The following is a 16,027-nucleotide window of genomic DNA, read 5'->3' as shown; positions in this document are numbered from 1 at the left end:
TCAATATTAATCGATAATAGATCAGATCACAATTTGACAGATTAAATCTATCATACAAGGATTTATTAAGTAATTTCAGTTTTTTACAGGTAATTTATACAGGTGATTAATCTTGTTCCTGGAACTCAAAGCTCAGGCTACATCAATCTTAAAAGAAGCTATTCGAAAAGCAGGGTTTGAGGTTGAGGATTCCGAACTTCAATTCGAAACCTCTCCTCATGCTGACCTTGCAAGCAGAGCCGCATTCAGGCTTGCGGGCATTCACAGGCAAAACCCAAAAGATCTGGCGTCACGCATCGTTTCTGCAGTTGAAATTCCTGAAGGCTCATTTATAGGAAAAGTGAGTGCCGCAGGTCCTTATATTAACTTCTTTGCAGGAAAGCACTACCTTAATGGAACGGTGAATGCTGTCCTTAAAGAGAAAGAGAAGTTTGGCTGCGGGGCTCCAAAGGACAGAATTCTCCTTGAACACACCTCGGCAAACCCAAACGGTCCCCTTCATGTAGGGCATATCCGTAACTCAATTATAGGGGATACTCTTGCCCGCATCCTCAGACGCGCAGGATACGACGTGGAGGTCCAGTATTATGTTAATGATATGGGCAGACAGATTGCTGTAGTATCATGGGCGTGTGAACGCTTTGAGCTTGACCTCTCCAGAAAGTCCGATTCCGCAATTGCTGACGTATATATTAAAGCCAATGTTGAGCTGGACAAAAACCCTGGGTATATAAAGGAAATTGATGCCCTCATGGAAAAGGTGGAAGCCGGAGATGTCAGGACTATCGAGCATTTTGATAAGGCAGTTTCTCTGGCTGTTGCAGGTATCAAGGAGACTCTGCTCCGTTTAAATGTGGCTCACGATAAGTTCGTAAGTGAGTCCACTTTCCTTAAGTCCGGTGCAGTCCATGATATTGTTGAACGCATCAAGGCTACAGGCAGGACAAAAACGGACAAAGGAGCTCTTGTTGTTGACCTTTCGGATTACGGGTTTGAAAAGACTCTTGTTATCCAGCGTTCAAACGGCACTTCTCTCTACACAACCCGCGACCTTGCTTACCACGAATGGAAAGCCGGGCAGGCAGACCGCATAATTGATGTTTTCGGAGCCGACCACAAGCTTATTTCCGGCCAGCTCAGGGCTACTCTGAATGCGATCGGAGTCAAAGAGCCTGAGGTTGTAATCTTTGAGTTTGTCTCTCTGCCTGAAGGCTCCATGAGCACCCGCCGCGGGCAGTTTATAAGCGCGGACGATCTTTTTGATAGGGTCACTGGAGCTGCTTTTGAACAGGTCGAAACCCGCCGCCCTGAAACATCATATGAATTCAAAAAGCAGGTTGCAGAAGCAGTAGGACTTGGTGCGGTCCGCTACGATATAGTCAGGGTTTCTCCCGAAAAATCCACAGTCTTCAACTGGAAAGAAGCTCTTGATTTTGAGAAGCAGGGAGCTCCTTACATCCAGTATTCCCATGCGCGTGCCTGCAGCATCCTTGAGAAAGCAAAAGAGGAAGCAGCCTGGAATCCTGATAAAGAGATTGACCCCTCTCTCCTTGTCGAAGACAGCGAGATCGATCTTATTAAGAAGATGGCGATGTTTGACAGCGTCATCGACCTTGGAGCTCGTGAACTCAAGCCCCACGTTCTAGCTATTTATGCCCGCGAACTTGCCGATGCCTTCAACCAGTTCTACCGTTTCGTTCCGGTTATTGCAGCCGAGGATGAAAATGTCAGGGCTGCAAGGCTGGCTCTTGTGGACTGTGCCAGGGTCGTCCTTGCAAATTCTCTTGATACTCTTGGAATTATTGCCCCTGAATCAATGTAAAAAAGCAAAATAAACGAAAGGAATCGAAAGAGAGAATAGCAGATAAAAGAAAAAAAATCTAAAAGAAAAAATCTAAAAGAAAAAATCTAAAAGAAAAATCTAAAATTAAAGATCTAAAATGAAATATCTAAACGGAAATATCTAAACAGAAAGATCTAAAAAGAAAAAGCAGGAACATTTTTTCTTCTTTCTCTATTTTCTATTTTCTATTTTCTTTTTTTCTAATTTCTTATTTTTAACTTGTTACCTGATTTAATATCTCCATTTTCTATGTTTTCAATTTATCATCCTTGTTCAGTATCTTAACTCCTTATTTCTAATTTATTATCCCGGCTTAGTATCCTAATTTCTTATTTTTAATTTATTATCTTGATTTGTATGATCCGCTATTTTGATTTTTCTTAGAAAACAGATATATAGTAGCAGTAGCAGAATTTTGTATAAAGCGCCTTCTAGAAAAATATAAGATCTCGTATAACGAACTGATATTACTCTACAAATTGCATTGCAGAGATAAATATGATCACAATAAACGAAGCTTTCCGGAAATTCTTAAGCGAACAGGAAGCCTCTTTAAAGCCTGACGCCTTCCTGGATTGTGAGGATGTGATTCTTCTTTATGAAGAATTCCTTGAGCTCAATGCTGAGGACTATCTGTCAGAAGAAGACAAGGCTCTCTGTGCTACCCCGTCTGAACTCGAAAATAGAAATTACTTTGATGTTTGTAGCCCCGAACAAATCAGTTCTGAAGGGATCCATGATTTCCTTGACGACTATGTGATTGAAGTGGGAGGAGGCAAAAAATTCGTCGGGACAGCTGCAAGGGTTCTCCAGTCCTTTTTTGAATGGGCGCTGGAAAAGGGTTACATTGAGGAGAAAGCTTTTGAGGCAAACAGAGAAATTCTTGCAAGGTATAAGAAAAGGCATTGAGTACCCAGATGCGGGAATTTACACAATTTATATTATTTTTTTCTTTTTCCTTTGTAACTGCTCAGAGTATAGTTAACGGCGCTCCTATGAGCGCCGCACGAATACCCTCTAAAACAGGTAAACCGTTCTTTTTTCCTGTAGAAATGTACGCCCTAATTCTGCAGAAAGCTTGCGCTCCCATTGCTTTTCTGAAAGTTCCCGATATTTTCTGCTGTAGTTTCATCATCCTGATATCTCTTTCTGCCTGATTATTATCAAATGGAACTTTCAAATCTGTCAGGAATCTCAGAATCTTTTCTTTGTGTTCTATAAACCTATCCAGCAGATTCCTTGATTTTGTTTTTGGATTTTTACCGCGTTTTCCCTGTTTTTCAGGATTTAGAGAATGCGGATTTTCTTCAAGCGCTCTAATGATAATTGCATCAAACCTTTCTTCCAATGCTTTAATTTGCTCAAAATCAGGTTCTCTTAATTGCTCTTTACACTCATCAGTGTATTTCTTCATCTCAGTGAGCAGTTCATTCATCTCTTTAGCCCATGTCTGTTTATAGTTCTCTTCAATTCCTGTAAGTTCTCTCTGTAAATGAGCGTTACACAGAGCATGATCACAATCATAAACGTTGTAAGGTTTCCATCCATCATGAACTGCTACTCCCTTAAACTTCGGAAGAATTCCCATAGCATCTATTGCTTCTGCTCCTCTTTTTGTATGAGCAAAATAACATGTGTATTTTTCATTAGAAGCTACATGAAGCCAGTGTCTTTTTCCTTCAATCTTCATACCAGTTTCATCAAAATTGATTACAGGCGAGGCTAATAACTTCTCTCTAATAACGTTTTCAAATTCCTCTAAATTCTGGAAACATTCTCTTTCTGCTCTAATTATCGTAGCGGACAGATTTTTATTCCCATAATGTCTTCAAATAACTCAGAAATTCTATCATAAGGAACAAACTGGTAATTTTTACAGTAAATAGCTGAAGCTAAAATATTAGGGCCATACTGAACCGGATATTTCACTGATTCGGGAAAAACGGCTTTATTCAACTTTCCACAACAAGGACAGGTTTTAATCTGACTTTTATGTTCTGTAACAATTAGATTTACGGGAGGAATGTCAAAGACCTGTCTTCTCTCATAAGCTTCAACTTCAACATTCTCAAGGGTAGATCCGCATTCTTTGCAGCAGGTCAAAGAATGTTCTATTACCTACTCAGGATGATCAACCATATCAAGAGTCGTGCCTGGATGACCTTCCTGACCTCCAGGTTTCTTCCCGCTTGGTTTACGCAGACTCTTGGGATTAGGTTTCTCTTTGACAAAATAATCAGTAGAAGGAGGTCGACTGCTGTTACGACTGTTTTGATTTAAACGAGATTCTAAGGCTACAAGTCTTTCAGTGAGTTCTTTAACTTGAGATTCTAAACTCTCAATGTAAGCTACAATAATTTCAGGATTTGAAGCACAGTAAGAAAGAATCTCATCACGTTTCATAAAGCTAAAAAGGAATCATTTTATATCCAATTTTTCCTCGGAACGAGGAAAAATGTGTAGCCTCGTTAAGGCTACCTGAATAGTTACTTTCCTTTTTTACTGAATAATAGTATTTTTTGCCGTGATGAAGTCTCTGATTGGATATAAGTCTCCACTCGGATATAAATCTCCACTCGGATATAAGTCTCAGCTTTACGGTATAAGGGCAGAACAGATTTTGCTTGAGCCTTTAAATTCCAGAAGGCATATGATTTTTTTTCTGCATCTGGAACCGGAGAATAAAACTTTTAAATATGCGATACCGGGAGGTGCACCTGCTCACCTTCTCGAATTCAATTACGCAAAATCCTCCTGAAAACATAAGAGACCGAATTTTTCAGAATATGGGATCGAATTATACAGAAGAACATTTTTTCTATCAAATACAATGTTTATGCTCCAGCAGGAGCTCATCGATCCCAGGAATTCTCTTAATCTCTATTTTAAAGTTTTTTAGCCATAGTTTTCCTCTTTTCATGTCAGCTATTTAAAAATCAGCTAATTAAAGAGGCCTTTTTACCGGAGAGCCAGCTGGCTTAATAACTTTCTTGCTCCTGGAAGCATAAGTTTCTCCTTTAATGCCTGAAAGGTATTCAAGGGAACTCATTCCATTCACTGTCAGAGGATATTTTTCTTCGTTTCTGTATTCCAGGATTGATTTTAGTAGTGGGTAGTCATCAATATTTTCGTTTTCATATCTTGAAACTTTAATTAGAAGTCTCGAAATAAGAGGATTTTCAAAGTACCTTCCCCATACAGGGTTATTCACTTTTTGATCATAGTAACTGTGAGCGAATGTCCTGTAATGAAGGACCTTTTCATATATTGATCTCTTTTTCAGAGCCTTGAGGTTCAGGAAATCGGTGGTACAGTCAATTTTTTGAAGCATCTCCAGTTCTCCTGAAAACAGGCAGTTTCTGGCATATTTTTTGTAGAGGTTACAGTTTATCCTGTATTCAATCGGTACCCTTAAAAAGAATTCAATCAATTCGGAGTCGCATAATGGAATCCTCCATTCGTATCCAAAAAACTCATAAACTCTGACTGAATTGAGGATAAATTTTGCCTGCCTTTCATTGGAATCAAAATATTCGAGTGCATTTGCAAATGTTTCGTTGTCTTTAATTTCAAGTCCTGATATTAATTTGCTTACCCTCTGCTTGAAGACCTTTTCGGGCTCCTGTCCATATGGCCACAGGTTGTAATGTTTTTTCAGAGAGGCTTCCAGGTAAGCTTCTAAATCGAAACTCGCTGAATCGGGAATATAAGTGCCGTATCCCGTATGTCCGGGAACGAATACTGAATTTTCCGGTATTTTCCCCTGGAGCTTTAACTCTTTTACAGTAGGAAAGTCCTGCATGTGCGGGAGAGATGTCAGGTTTGCAGCCCAAATCCGGAACAGGTCCGCTTCTTTTGAATTATAATTTTCACGCCATTTTTTTGCTGTAGATTCTACGAAAATCCACTCATACCCGAGAGCTTCTGCCACATTTTTGCTTATTTCTGACTCCCGGCAACCTTTTCTCCCGTAACTTACACATATGACATCATTAGCTCCAAGCCTCTTCAGCATTGCAACAATGATGCGAGAATCAAGCCCGCCGCTTAGCGGAACAACCAGCGTTTTTCCCTGTTGACTGGTGCTTTTTACAAGCCTTGAGAAAGCATTTACAAGTGTCCGGTCAAAAATCTCAAGCAATGCATTTTCAGGCAGTTCGTAATAATTCCCGTGTAAAAATTTGAAGTAGCAACAGGACTTCAGAAGCCCGTCATTTTTTTGATAAATTAAAAATTCTGCATTTCTTACCTGTTTTATATCATCAAATAAGGTCTCATTGCCTGTTACATAACCTGCAACCATAAACTCTGCAGCATTTTCCTCATTCAGATGCGGGTTAATTTTATCTTTTAAATAATGGGCACTGTCTGATACAATAAAACTATTTTTTGTTTTTACATAAAACAGAGGAGTGCTTCTTGTTTTATCAACAACACAAAAAATAATATCTTTAGTTTCGGCAACAAGTGCAAATACCCCGTTTAATTTCTTAAGGAAATTTCTCGTTTCCTTTTCCTGTTCCTCTTTACAGATTAATGAAGATATTAACTCAGCAAGCCTTTCCGTACTCAGAAATTCATTCTCCAGAAATACATTTCCTTTTAGATAGCATCTGGCTCCCTTGAGTTTTATTTCTTGCCAGGGATAATACTCATTCAGTAATTTTATTTCAGTTTTCATAACCCAAACCCCCCAAAAACCTGACATCTTAAACAATGTGGTAATTTTAAACTTCTCTGCAGCTCCTGAATTATTTTAACAATTTAAGAGAAAGACCGAAATGTTAAATTTCGAATATGCCTGTTCCGGGCAAAGCTCTTAAAACTCCCTTAAACTCTATACTCTTTGTTACTTTAAATTTATTTTTATATTTATACTGTTAAATATTTTTATATATTATTCTTTTAAAAGTTTTATTTTATTATCTGTTCCTTAAGTTTATTATTCGGAGTAATTCCAATACTTATAATACTCGATCAATCTTACATACAAATATGCAGGAGATCATTTTTATCGATGGAGGCAGTCTCCCAACACCTGAAGGTTTTACGAGGGAATGGGTGAAAGCTGCAGCCGAGAGCCGAACTGAGGACCAAAAACTCTTTTCTCTGGTAAGTGACGCTTTTCAGAGAAAAATAGACGCTGGAGTTCATGTTCCCACTTATCCGCAGTTTAGAGATATGATAGGACAGTTTCTTGACATTATCAGAGATGAGAAAAACTGTTATGAGCCCTACGTCTTAAAAGAAGAGAACGCAAAAATCCTTGAGCTGGAGATAATTGATGAGGTTGCAAAACAGTACAGAGAAAGGACAGGCAAGACTCTGGAGGTTAGAGTTTGTGTTGCCGGTCCAACTGACCTTTACCTTCAGGCTTTCGGGGCAACGGCTTTCTCAGATGCATACCATATCATGGCTCTGAATATTGAGAACTTCATAAAGCAGGCGTTTAAAGCTGCGAAAAACTTCAAAATTAAGGTTATCGCCCTGGATGAACCAAGCCTTGGAATGAACGATAAAATTCAGTTTTCTGACTTAGATATTGTTTCTGCCCTTACTCTGGCTTCCACTTACGCGCGGAAACAGGGGGCTGATGTGGAGATCCACCTGCACTCTCCTTTAAAGTACAAACTCATTTGCGAGACCCCTATCAACGTTATGGGGTTTGAATACGCTGCAACTCCTTCTTATATAGACCTTATGGACAAAAAAATTCTGGAAGATTCGAATACTTATATAAGGCTCGGGGTCTCACGGACTGATATTTCAAGCCTCATAGGCATGGTTAACGAGACCTATGGAGTTAACGCCTGGAAAGAAAAAGAATATATGCAAAAAATCGTCACGGAACTTGAAACTCCTGATATAATACAAAAAAGGCTTGAAAAAGCCTGCTCTATTCTTGGGGACCGTATAAAATACGCAAGTCCTGACTGCGGGCTAGCATTCTGGCCGGACCAGGAGCTTGCTTTCAGATTGCTTGAAAATACGGCAAAAGGCATCAATGCATTTAATGCAGAGATGAAAGACCTCTAATAGCTCCGGAAAGTTACAATCCAGGTAAATGAACAACTCCGGAAAATGGACAATTCAGGCAAATTAACAGCCCGGGTAGATGAATAACTCCGGAAGGGGGGGCAACTCGAAAAAAATCAACGGATAAACAGATGAATTGTTCTCCTTTGAGAAGATATTCTCATAGTATTTCTCATCTGTTATTTTATAATTTTACTGTCTTTCCAATAATAATAAATTCTTACAGGTATACTAGAGAGCATGAAAGAAATCATCTTTGATGATATAGGAAGCTATCCACTCCCTGAAGGAGTTAGCAGGGAATGGGTGCAGAATGCCTTTAAAACGAGAGCAGAAGATGAGAAACTTTTTACTGTAATCAATGATGCTTTTCAGCAGAAAATCGATGCAGGCGTAGAAGTTCCTACCTATCCCCAGTATCAGGACATGAACGAGCAGTTCCTGAAGGTTATCCGGGATTCTAACTGTACAGACAGTCCCTTTGAGGTAAAACTGGAATGCGCAAGGATTGAAGAGCTTGAGGCTATAGAGACGGTAGCAAAAGCTTATAAAGAAAAATTCGGGGAGACCTTAAAGGTCCGTATCTGTGTGACCGGCCCAACCGAACTTTACCTGAAAGAGTTCGGAGGCACCAGGTATACGGATATATACACTCTTTTTGCAAAGAGCATAAACAGGTTTGTCCGGAACTCGATGAAATCTGCAAAACACTTTAAGATCGCAACGGTTTCAATTGACGAGCCAAGCATAGGACTCAATCCTGAACTTGCCTTTGATGAAAACGATGTTATCTCCGCCCTTACAGAAGCTTCTAAGGCTGCAAGCAAATGGGGAGCTGACGTGGAGATCCATCTTCATTCCCCTCTTTATTACAATTATGCCTGTGAGACCACCACAATCAATGTAATAGGCGTTGAGTCTGCAGGCACTCCTTCTTACCTTGAGCTTATTGACAAAAAGATGCTTGAAGACACCGATTCTTTCCTGAGGATTGGAATTGCAAGAACGGATATTTTTTCCCTTGCTGGAATTCTCAATGAGAAATACTGTACCAACATCTGGAAAGATCAGCAATATATCCCTGAAATCGTTTCGCAGCTGGAAACTCCGGAAGTTATTGAAAAAAGGTTGAAGCTGGCATACAGGCGTTTTGGCAGTCTGATCAAATATGTGGGTCCTGACTGCGGCCTGGGTTCATGGCCTAACCAGAGAATAGCTTTTATCCTGCTTTCAAACGTCGCACAGGGTATCAAAAATTTCAGGGAAAATCTTTAACCCTGAAAACCTTTCTTTTTAGGTCCTCTTTCTTTTTAAGTCTGAAGATTTTTCTTTCAATAACCCGCCGAAAAATCAGAAACTTCTCTGATTATATTATAGTCAACCCTCATTTTTTCCAGAAGAAAATCTGCTACTCCCTGTAAATCTCATAAAATTAGTCTACTGATCCCAGAACACAGTAGAAATAAAGGGGTGGTATTTTTGTAGTTTTTAGTTTAATAAGATTTTTTGTCGGATAGAGTTTCATATGCCAGGGATTCACTCATTAAGCCTACCATGTCTCCTATCAATCTCGTCCATCATATCAAGCATTTTACGAATAGAGGTTCGGATAGCATCCGATTGACTTACAAACTTCTTGTTGTCTCCTACGTGCTTGTTAAGGTCATCAAGGAGTTCCTGAGGGATCTCCACGCTTACTTTTGGCATCAGGGTTGCACTCCATCTTTTCTTCTTTTTATTTTTAATTTGGCATGAAAGTGCTTTCAAGTACTTTCATTTTATGGGCATGTTATTCGAAGAATATCATGTGCGTTTTTATCTTTCCTGATTGATAACTCTTCCTTCATTTCAGGTTTATCTCTCAGGTGATCGAAAAGTAAGAATTCATCGAATAGTGGAAATTCACCGAAAGTGGAAATAATCGAGCATTAAAAGAAAGCATAGAAAAGAGGTATAAAGATAAAAATTGCCAGAAAAAGTTTGAGATCAGCGGGCCCGAAGGGATTTGAACCCCCGGCCTATGGATTAAGAGTCCATCGCTCTGCCTGACTAAGCTACGGGCCCACGCATTATTGTTCTCATTTAATGAGCGACTCTCAGAATGTATTTTCAAATATTTATAGATTGCGCCTATGCAGGCAATTTCCATATTTCTTCATAACCAGAAATCAGGATTTTTTTCTGTATTCATCAGAATCTCAAGAAAATTTTACTTTTATGTTAAGGAATCATTTTTTATTGTAATATACAATTTTATTCAGATTAGTTTTATTTTTTATATTAATTATTAATAATTTCTCATTACTTATCCTGTTTTTGAAGTAAGATTCCTGAACTCCGGAAATCAGATTCGGGGTAGTTTCCTAACTTCTCTATTTTTCTTTTTTTGATGAATTAAAGCAAAACGTTATATACAAGCGAATATGAGTATGACCAATTAATTGACTTATCCGAAGCTCTATTGGGGCTTAGTCACTGTAATAGATTAAGTAGAATGTGTACTTCCTGAATTTGGTTCTTCAAGTTTGGCCTGTAAAGTACTGTTTTTACTCTTTTCTGTTCTGTCCATGGAGCTTTAATAAGCTGATTAATAGAAGTCAAAGGAATGAATCTAATGTTTAGAGATGAACGTATTTCTGTGCCCGTTGAAGAGGGTGAAACTTACGACGTAACTATTCAGGATATTGCTCGCCAGGGAGACGGCATTGCCCGTATCGAAGGCTTTGTGGTTTTTGTCCCGAATACCAGTGTAGGCGACGAAGTCCAGATTAAAGTCGAAAGGGTACTTCCGAAATTTGCATTTGCAAGCGTTGTTGAGTAAGTTTGGGTTGAGAGAATAATTACGCAGTATTTTAAATTTTGTTAGTAAATTAAAGGAATGGTTTTCATGTTCAGAGAAGAAAGTCGCCCGGTCCCTGTCGAAGAGGGTGAAGTTTACGATGTTACAATTCAGGACATCGCCCGTCAGGGAGACGGCATTGCTCGTATTGAGGGTTTTGTAGTCTTTGTCCCTAACACCAGTGTTGGTGACGAAGTCCAGATTAAGGTCGAAAGAGTTCTTCCCAAGTTTGCATTTGCAAGTGTTGTCGAGTAACTCAATAAGGGGTATTAAATTAACACTAAAGATTTAACTAAAGTAAATTAAAGGAATGGTTTTCATGTTCAGAGAAGAAAGTCGCTCAGTCCCTGTCGAAGAGGGCGAAGTCTACGATGTTACAATTCAGGATATTGCTCGCCAGGGAGATGGCATTGCTCGCATAGAAGGGTTTGTAATCTTTGTCCCGGGCACTAAAGTAGGCGATGAAGTTCGCATTAAAGTCGAAAGAGTACTTCCCAAGTTTGCATTTGCAAGCGTTGTCGAGTAAGTTTGGGTTGAGAAAACACCTGGTTATACCAAGTTTTAACCTGATTAAAGGAATGGTTTTCATGTTCAGAGAAGAAAGTGGCTCTGTTCCTGTTGAAGAAGGCGAAGTTTACGACGTTACAATTCAGGACCTCGCTCGCCAGGGAGACGGCATTGCCCGCATAGAGGGTTTTGTAATCTTTGTCCCGGGCACCAAAGTAGGCGACGAAGTAAGGATCAAAATCGAAAGGGTACTCCCCAAATACGGTTTTGCCAGCCTTGTTGAATAAACAGGACAATTTAAAAAAGAAAGCAGGCTGAAAAATATTTACTTATAATTTTTCAGTCTTTTTTACTCTTAATTTCAAAATCACACTAATTTCCGGCTTTGAGTATCGCGGAATCACTTTTTCTAGCCGGTCTTTTTTTTCAATTTGATTTTTCTTAGTCCGTACACTATTATTTTGCCGGTTTCTTATTGAGGCTTCTGTTAGTGAACATACGATGATATTATATAATAGATGTTCAATCATACTTTGAAATCCAATTGGCAAAGTTTTTACATAGCCATAAAAGCAAATTGTTTACGGCTTTCTTCAATCGATAGCTGGGGACAGTAACCCGGAGTAATTTCCAATGACGCGCTTTATTAAGTACCACCCCCGGTCCAACACTTACGTGATTGAAAAAAGGGCTTTTCTGGAAGAAGACCTTACACTGGACGGCAACGTTATTGTCGGACCGGAAGTAAAGTTCTGGAAAAATCTCACCGTATCAGGCAGACTTGAACTCGGGAAAGGTTCTATTGTTCAGGGCAACGTGAAAGCTGGAAGTGCCATTATCTGTGCAGCAGCAAAAGTTCTGGGTAATATAGAAACAGTATCCGAACTTGTTCTTCTTGACAGGGCAAGGATAAATATTGCAGTCTGTGGAGGAGATATTCGTGTGAGGCCTGGCTGTTCTCTTGGTTCAGTAAAAGCGGGAGGAACTCTTGAGCTTGTTGGAAAAGTTGCTGTAAAAAGAGTGGAGCCGTTAACAAAAGTAATTATTAGGGCCGAAAAATAATTTTCGGCTCGTTCAAAACTCGTTTTTCATTTTTTCCAGTAACTTACCTGGTAAACCTTTCTTCTTCCAGAAGTTTGAGGATGTGATCCCTCAGGCGGTTTACTTCCGGACTGGTTCGGCTTCTAGGGCGGGGTATTTCCACTTTTACGATTTCCTTTATCCTTCCCGGCCTTGAAGTCATAACTATTATTCTGTCAGAGAGGACTACAGCTTCGTCCACGCTGTGAGTTACAAAAAGGAATGTTACATGTTTTTGTTCCCATATCTTCAGGAGCTCGTCCTGAAGTACGTTCCGGGTCTGAGCGTCAAGAGCTCCAAAGGGTTCGTCCATGAGGAGCACCTCAGGCTCGTTAGCAAGGGCTCTTGCAATGGCAGCTCTCTGCTGCATGCCTCCTGACAGCTCATGAGGATAGCTGTTTTTAAACTGCTCCAGGCCTACAAGTTCCAGGTATTTTTCAACCTGTTTTCGAGCTCTGGTCTTATCAATTCCCTGCATTTCCAGACCAAAAGTAATATTGTCTATAACGGTTCTCCAGGGAAACAGAGAGTATTGCTGGAAAACCATACCTCTTTTTGGGTCAGGACCTGTTATGGGAACTCCATTGAGTGTGATTTCTCCTGAGGTAAGGGTCTCAAGACCTGCAGTTATTCTAAGCAGTGTTGTCTTCCCGCAGCCTGAAGGCCCGAGGAGGCAGATAAACTCTCCATCCTGCACATCAAAACTTATATTATGCAGAGCTTCGGTTCCGGACCCATCTTCTTTTTTGGTGAAGATGCGTGAAACGTTTTTTACACTTACTCTACCCATTTTTACATCACAGTCCCTGACTTCCATCTGAGAAGCTTTTCATCTACATAGTATCTGAAGAAACGGTCTATGAAAAGACCTATGAACCCCAGCAGGAGCATATATACAAGCACGAAATCCATTCTGTGCAGGTAATAATTGTGCCATATCTGGTAACCAAGCCCTCTATTGCTTACTCCAAACATCTCTGCTGCTACAAGGCACATCCAGCCTACACCCATTGCAATCCTTATCCCTGCAGCAATCGAAGGCATAGCTGAAGGGATCGCAATATAGCGGATGAGGTCTATATTACGTGTACAGCCAAGAACCTTTGCTGCCTCAATATAGACTCGTGGAACGTTCTTAAAACCAGTGTAGGTATTAATAATTATTGGGAAGATCATCCCTGCAAACACAACGAAACCTGCTGCCTGATGTGTGAGCCCGAACCATACTATTGCAAAAGGGATCCAGGCAAGAGGAGGGATCGGACGCAGGATTTCTATTATAGGGTCGATTGCCCTGTTTGCCGTTTTAAACCACCCCATGATTATTCCAAGAGGAATACCAAGTATAAAAGCAGCTGCAATACCAATTGAGAAATGGAGTAAACTTGTCAGGGTATCCGTATAAATTAGTCCATTTTTAACAATCACGGTAAAAGAGTTTACCACATCATAAAAACTTGGCAGAAGCAGTTTGTTCTGTACAATTCTATCCGCTACAAGCTGCCATATGGCAACCGCGATTACAAGAGATAATGCTTCAATGCCTTTTTCTTCGATTGTTTTTATGAAATTAATTTTCATGTCTTATTAAAAGGATTCTTAGTTTTTTATCTTTCCGGCAGTTTTCTGTTTTCAGGATGGTTAAAGTTCAAAACTGCCCCTTTTATATTTGGGGCAGCTTAACATATTCAATAATTTATTTAATTGTTCCTTTTACTTTTCACTTTATCTGTTCTATTTCTTCTTTTATTCTTCATTTTCTGCTTTTTCGTAGAAACTTGTGTCAAATATTTCTTCTTCTGTCAGAGGCTTCTGGGTGTAATTAAGTTCATACTGGATATTTGCATATTCGACAGTTGAATTTTTAATCAGTTCAGGGTCTGTTATCCAGGCTCCATCCCATTCCTCAAGAGATTTCTTTATAACTTCTACATTCTCTGTGGTTTTGTTTGAGTAGATCTGGGCAGCTTCATCCTGATTTTCTTGATTATATTCGGTTGCCTTAATGTGGGTCTTTACAATCTGTTCCACGACATCAGGGTGATCTCTGATAAGTTTTCCGCTAATAAGAAGCACACAGCAGGCATGGTTCGGACTCATCTCTCCAGATTGTACAACCGTACGCCCATTGCCTTCAGCTTCGATTACAGAAGGTGAGGGATGTGGCAGGAAGACAGCATCGACCTGTTTGGCTGAAATAGCGGTGACAGCATCTCCCGGAGCCATCCCAAGAATTTTTACATCTGTCTCAGGATTAAGCCCGTTATCCTTAAGCCAGTCTCTGATCAGGGTGTCCTGGATTGTTCCTGGCGGGAAGGTAGCAATACTGAGCCCTTTCAGGTCTTCAGGGCTTTCATACTCGTGCTCAGGCCTGAGAACAATGCTTGAACCATTTATCTGTACAGGTGCAACAATCTTTGCATCGAGACCCTGGCTGAGGGCTGTAATAGCAGGGGCTGCTCCAACATAAGCTACATCCAGGTTTCCAGCCATCATAGCCTGCATTTCCGGAGCGCCTGTAGGAAACTGATATTCATTTATTTTTGTGATCCCGTAAGGTGCAAGATCTTCCTGCCACCACCCTTTCTCATAGGCAGTCATATATGCAATCTGATGCGTACTCGGCTGGTAGCCGATGTTCAGTTCAGTAATTTCATCTTCATTATCAGCACAGCCAGATACGAAGATAGATGCGATCAGCAGTAAAGCAAGTATAAGTATGCTTGATTTTCTCAAAACTTCACCTCAATAATTGCCTCTTCTTACACTATAGATCTACCTGCTAAATAAGATCTACTGGGATAGGGTTCTCTTCAGGAAAATCTTGCAGATTTTTCACTCCCTTTTTGCTGGCTTTTTTTACATTTATTCAAAAAGCCATCCCCCTCCCATCCTTTCATTTTCTCATTGAAAGAAGAATCACCGTGAAAATAGAGATTAACCTCTTACGTGTTAATATTGTCTGAAATTTGCTATATATACTTTCTCAAATGCGTTTCTATTATAACCCAAATGTATTAATACTTCTGGATATATTTCTCATTTAGGAATAAAAACTCCTGTAAAACGTAAATTCTCAATATTTGTCAAAATCTTTTACAGGATCAGAGGTTGAATTTAATGAATGTTGCAGACAAGGTCATCAAATCCGCATTTGAGTCCGACGAAGTGTTTCAGAAAACACTTTCCGCTGTTATTAAGGAAGACCTTAACCTGACTGCAGTGGATTTTGCGAAAAAGGCGAACATCCCCCCGAGCACCCTCTATAAGATCCTATCGGGTAACCGGGACCCTAACATAAAAACCCTTCGTCAGATTGTAAAAACTATCCGTGATATTAAGGAATCAGATAGTGGAGAATTTATCGCTGTAATTGCAGCCAGATCCGTACTTGACAATATCGTGGAAACAAAGAAAAAGATCGGTGGCAGGCTTGTCACCATCAGGGAATACTCGGCAACATCTATGGAAGATGCAATTATCTCTGCTGTAAATGCCGAAAGGGACGGGGCAAAAGCCCTGGTCTGCGCTCCTATCGTAGGTCCTACAGTGGAAAAAATCCTTAACATCCCGGTTACAACCATAGCTCCGAAGAACAGTCTGATAGATGCTATTGAGCGCGCGCTCAAGAAAATGGAATAAAAAGAGCGATTTTAAACAGTGCTTTTAAAAATAGAAAAGAAACCCGCGTTTTTATTTAACGCGGGAAATTTAAACTTTTT

General features: G+C 39.9%; 15 protein-coding genes, 1 tRNA gene and 1 pseudogene. 10 read left to right on the top strand and 7 right to left on the bottom strand.

Features of this window, described 5'->3' with window-relative positions; all coding sequences use genetic code 11:
* Positions 1-112: 112 nt before the first annotated feature.
* The gene (gene argS / locus MSMAS_RS17625; RefSeq protein ID WP_011033294.1) at positions 113-1,822 is read left to right on the top strand and encodes an arginine--tRNA ligase; all 1,710 of its coding nucleotides are present in this window, start codon (positions 113-115) and stop codon (positions 1,820-1,822) included.
* Between the two features lie 519 nt (positions 1,823-2,341).
* Positions 2,342-2,752 carry a hypothetical protein gene (locus MSMAS_RS17620; protein ID WP_011033295.1) on the top strand — a complete coding sequence of 137 codons (411 nt, stop codon included), beginning with the start codon at positions 2,342-2,344 and terminating at the stop codon, positions 2,750-2,752.
* A 61-nt stretch (positions 2,753-2,813) separates the two neighbouring features.
* Here the strand turns inward: MSMAS_RS17620 and MSMAS_RS17615 are convergent.
* Positions 2,814-4,246: pseudogene (locus MSMAS_RS17615) on the bottom strand (IS66-like element ISMma14 family transposase).
* 541 nt (positions 4,247-4,787) lie between these two features.
* A complete protein-coding gene (locus MSMAS_RS17600) occupies positions 4,788-6,524 on the bottom strand; it encodes an asparagine synthase-related protein (RefSeq protein WP_011033297.1) in 1,737 nt (578 codons plus the stop codon).
* A gap of 314 nt (positions 6,525-6,838) precedes the next feature.
* Between MSMAS_RS17600 and MSMAS_RS17595 the strand changes: the two genes are divergently transcribed.
* Positions 6,839-7,879, top strand: coding sequence for a methionine synthase (locus MSMAS_RS17595; protein ID WP_011033298.1), 1,041 nt, complete (start codon positions 6,839-6,841; stop codon positions 7,877-7,879).
* Between the two features lie 240 nt (positions 7,880-8,119).
* Positions 8,120-9,154, top strand: a complete 1,035-nt coding sequence (locus tag MSMAS_RS17590; protein ID WP_011033299.1) for a methionine synthase — start codon at positions 8,120-8,122, stop codon at positions 9,152-9,154.
* Positions 9,155-9,415: 261 nt separating this feature from the next.
* Here MSMAS_RS17590 and MSMAS_RS17585 read toward each other — a convergent pair whose 3' ends face one another.
* Both MSMAS_RS17585 and MSMAS_RS17580 read right to left on the bottom strand, forming a co-directional pair.
* Positions 9,416-9,586, bottom strand: a complete 171-nt coding sequence (locus tag MSMAS_RS17585) for a ribbon-helix-helix domain-containing protein (RefSeq protein WP_011033300.1) — start codon at positions 9,584-9,586, stop codon at positions 9,416-9,418.
* Between the two features lie 283 nt (positions 9,587-9,869).
* Positions 9,870-9,943 (bottom strand) — tRNA-Lys (locus MSMAS_RS17580).
* Between the two features lie 550 nt (positions 9,944-10,493).
* On the opposite strand from MSMAS_RS17580, the gene MSMAS_RS17575 reads away from it, so the two are divergent.
* The 5 genes from MSMAS_RS17575 (at position 10,494) to MSMAS_RS17555 (ending at position 12,287) form a co-directional block, all read left to right on the top strand.
* Complete coding sequence (locus MSMAS_RS17575) at positions 10,494-10,700, top strand: TRAM domain-containing protein (protein WP_011033301.1); 207 nt, start codon at positions 10,494-10,496, stop codon at positions 10,698-10,700.
* 66 nt (positions 10,701-10,766) lie between these two features.
* Complete coding sequence (locus tag MSMAS_RS17570) at positions 10,767-10,973, top strand: TRAM domain-containing protein (RefSeq protein WP_011033302.1); 207 nt, start codon at positions 10,767-10,769, stop codon at positions 10,971-10,973.
* Between the two features lie 64 nt (positions 10,974-11,037).
* Positions 11,038-11,244: a TRAM domain-containing protein gene (locus MSMAS_RS17565; protein WP_011033303.1), complete on the top strand. Its 207-nt coding sequence runs from the start codon at positions 11,038-11,040 to the stop codon at positions 11,242-11,244.
* A 61-nt stretch (positions 11,245-11,305) separates the two neighbouring features.
* Positions 11,306-11,512, top strand: a complete 207-nt coding sequence (locus MSMAS_RS17560) for a TRAM domain-containing protein (protein WP_011033304.1) — start codon at positions 11,306-11,308, stop codon at positions 11,510-11,512.
* Between the two features lie 346 nt (positions 11,513-11,858).
* On the top strand, positions 11,859-12,287 hold the full coding sequence (locus tag MSMAS_RS17555; RefSeq protein ID WP_011033305.1) for a bactofilin family protein: 429 nt from the start codon (positions 11,859-11,861) through the stop codon (positions 12,285-12,287).
* A 43-nt stretch (positions 12,288-12,330) separates the two neighbouring features.
* Here MSMAS_RS17555 and MSMAS_RS17550 read toward each other — a convergent pair whose 3' ends face one another.
* The 3 genes from MSMAS_RS17550 to MSMAS_RS17540 all read right to left on the bottom strand — a co-directional run bounded on the left by MSMAS_RS17550 (position 12,331) and on the right by MSMAS_RS17540 (position 15,041).
* Positions 12,331-13,122 carry an ABC transporter ATP-binding protein gene (locus tag MSMAS_RS17550; protein ID WP_011033306.1) on the bottom strand — a complete coding sequence of 264 codons (792 nt, stop codon included), beginning with the start codon at positions 13,120-13,122 and terminating at the stop codon, positions 12,331-12,333.
* A complete protein-coding gene (locus tag MSMAS_RS17545; protein WP_048046879.1) occupies positions 13,098-13,886 on the bottom strand; it encodes an ABC transporter permease in 789 nt (262 codons plus the stop codon). The genes MSMAS_RS17550 and MSMAS_RS17545 overlap by 25 nt, the downstream gene beginning before the upstream one ends.
* A 165-nt stretch (positions 13,887-14,051) precedes the next feature.
* A complete protein-coding gene (locus tag MSMAS_RS17540; protein ID WP_011033308.1) occupies positions 14,052-15,041 on the bottom strand; it encodes an ABC transporter substrate-binding protein in 990 nt (329 codons plus the stop codon).
* A 384-nt stretch (positions 15,042-15,425) separates the two neighbouring features.
* Between MSMAS_RS17540 and MSMAS_RS17535 the strand changes: the two genes are divergently transcribed.
* The gene (locus tag MSMAS_RS17535) at positions 15,426-15,947 is read left to right on the top strand and encodes a helix-turn-helix domain-containing protein (protein ID WP_048037712.1); all 522 of its coding nucleotides are present in this window, start codon (positions 15,426-15,428) and stop codon (positions 15,945-15,947) included.
* The last annotated feature ends 80 nt before the right edge of the window (positions 15,948-16,027 follow it).

This window comes from Methanosarcina mazei S-6 (assembly GCF_000970205.1).
Taxonomy (GTDB): Archaea; Halobacteriota; Methanosarcinia; order Methanosarcinales; family Methanosarcinaceae; genus Methanosarcina; species Methanosarcina mazei.
Note: the sequence above shows the minus strand (reverse complement) of the source record. Positions and strands in the feature narration are given on the sequence as shown.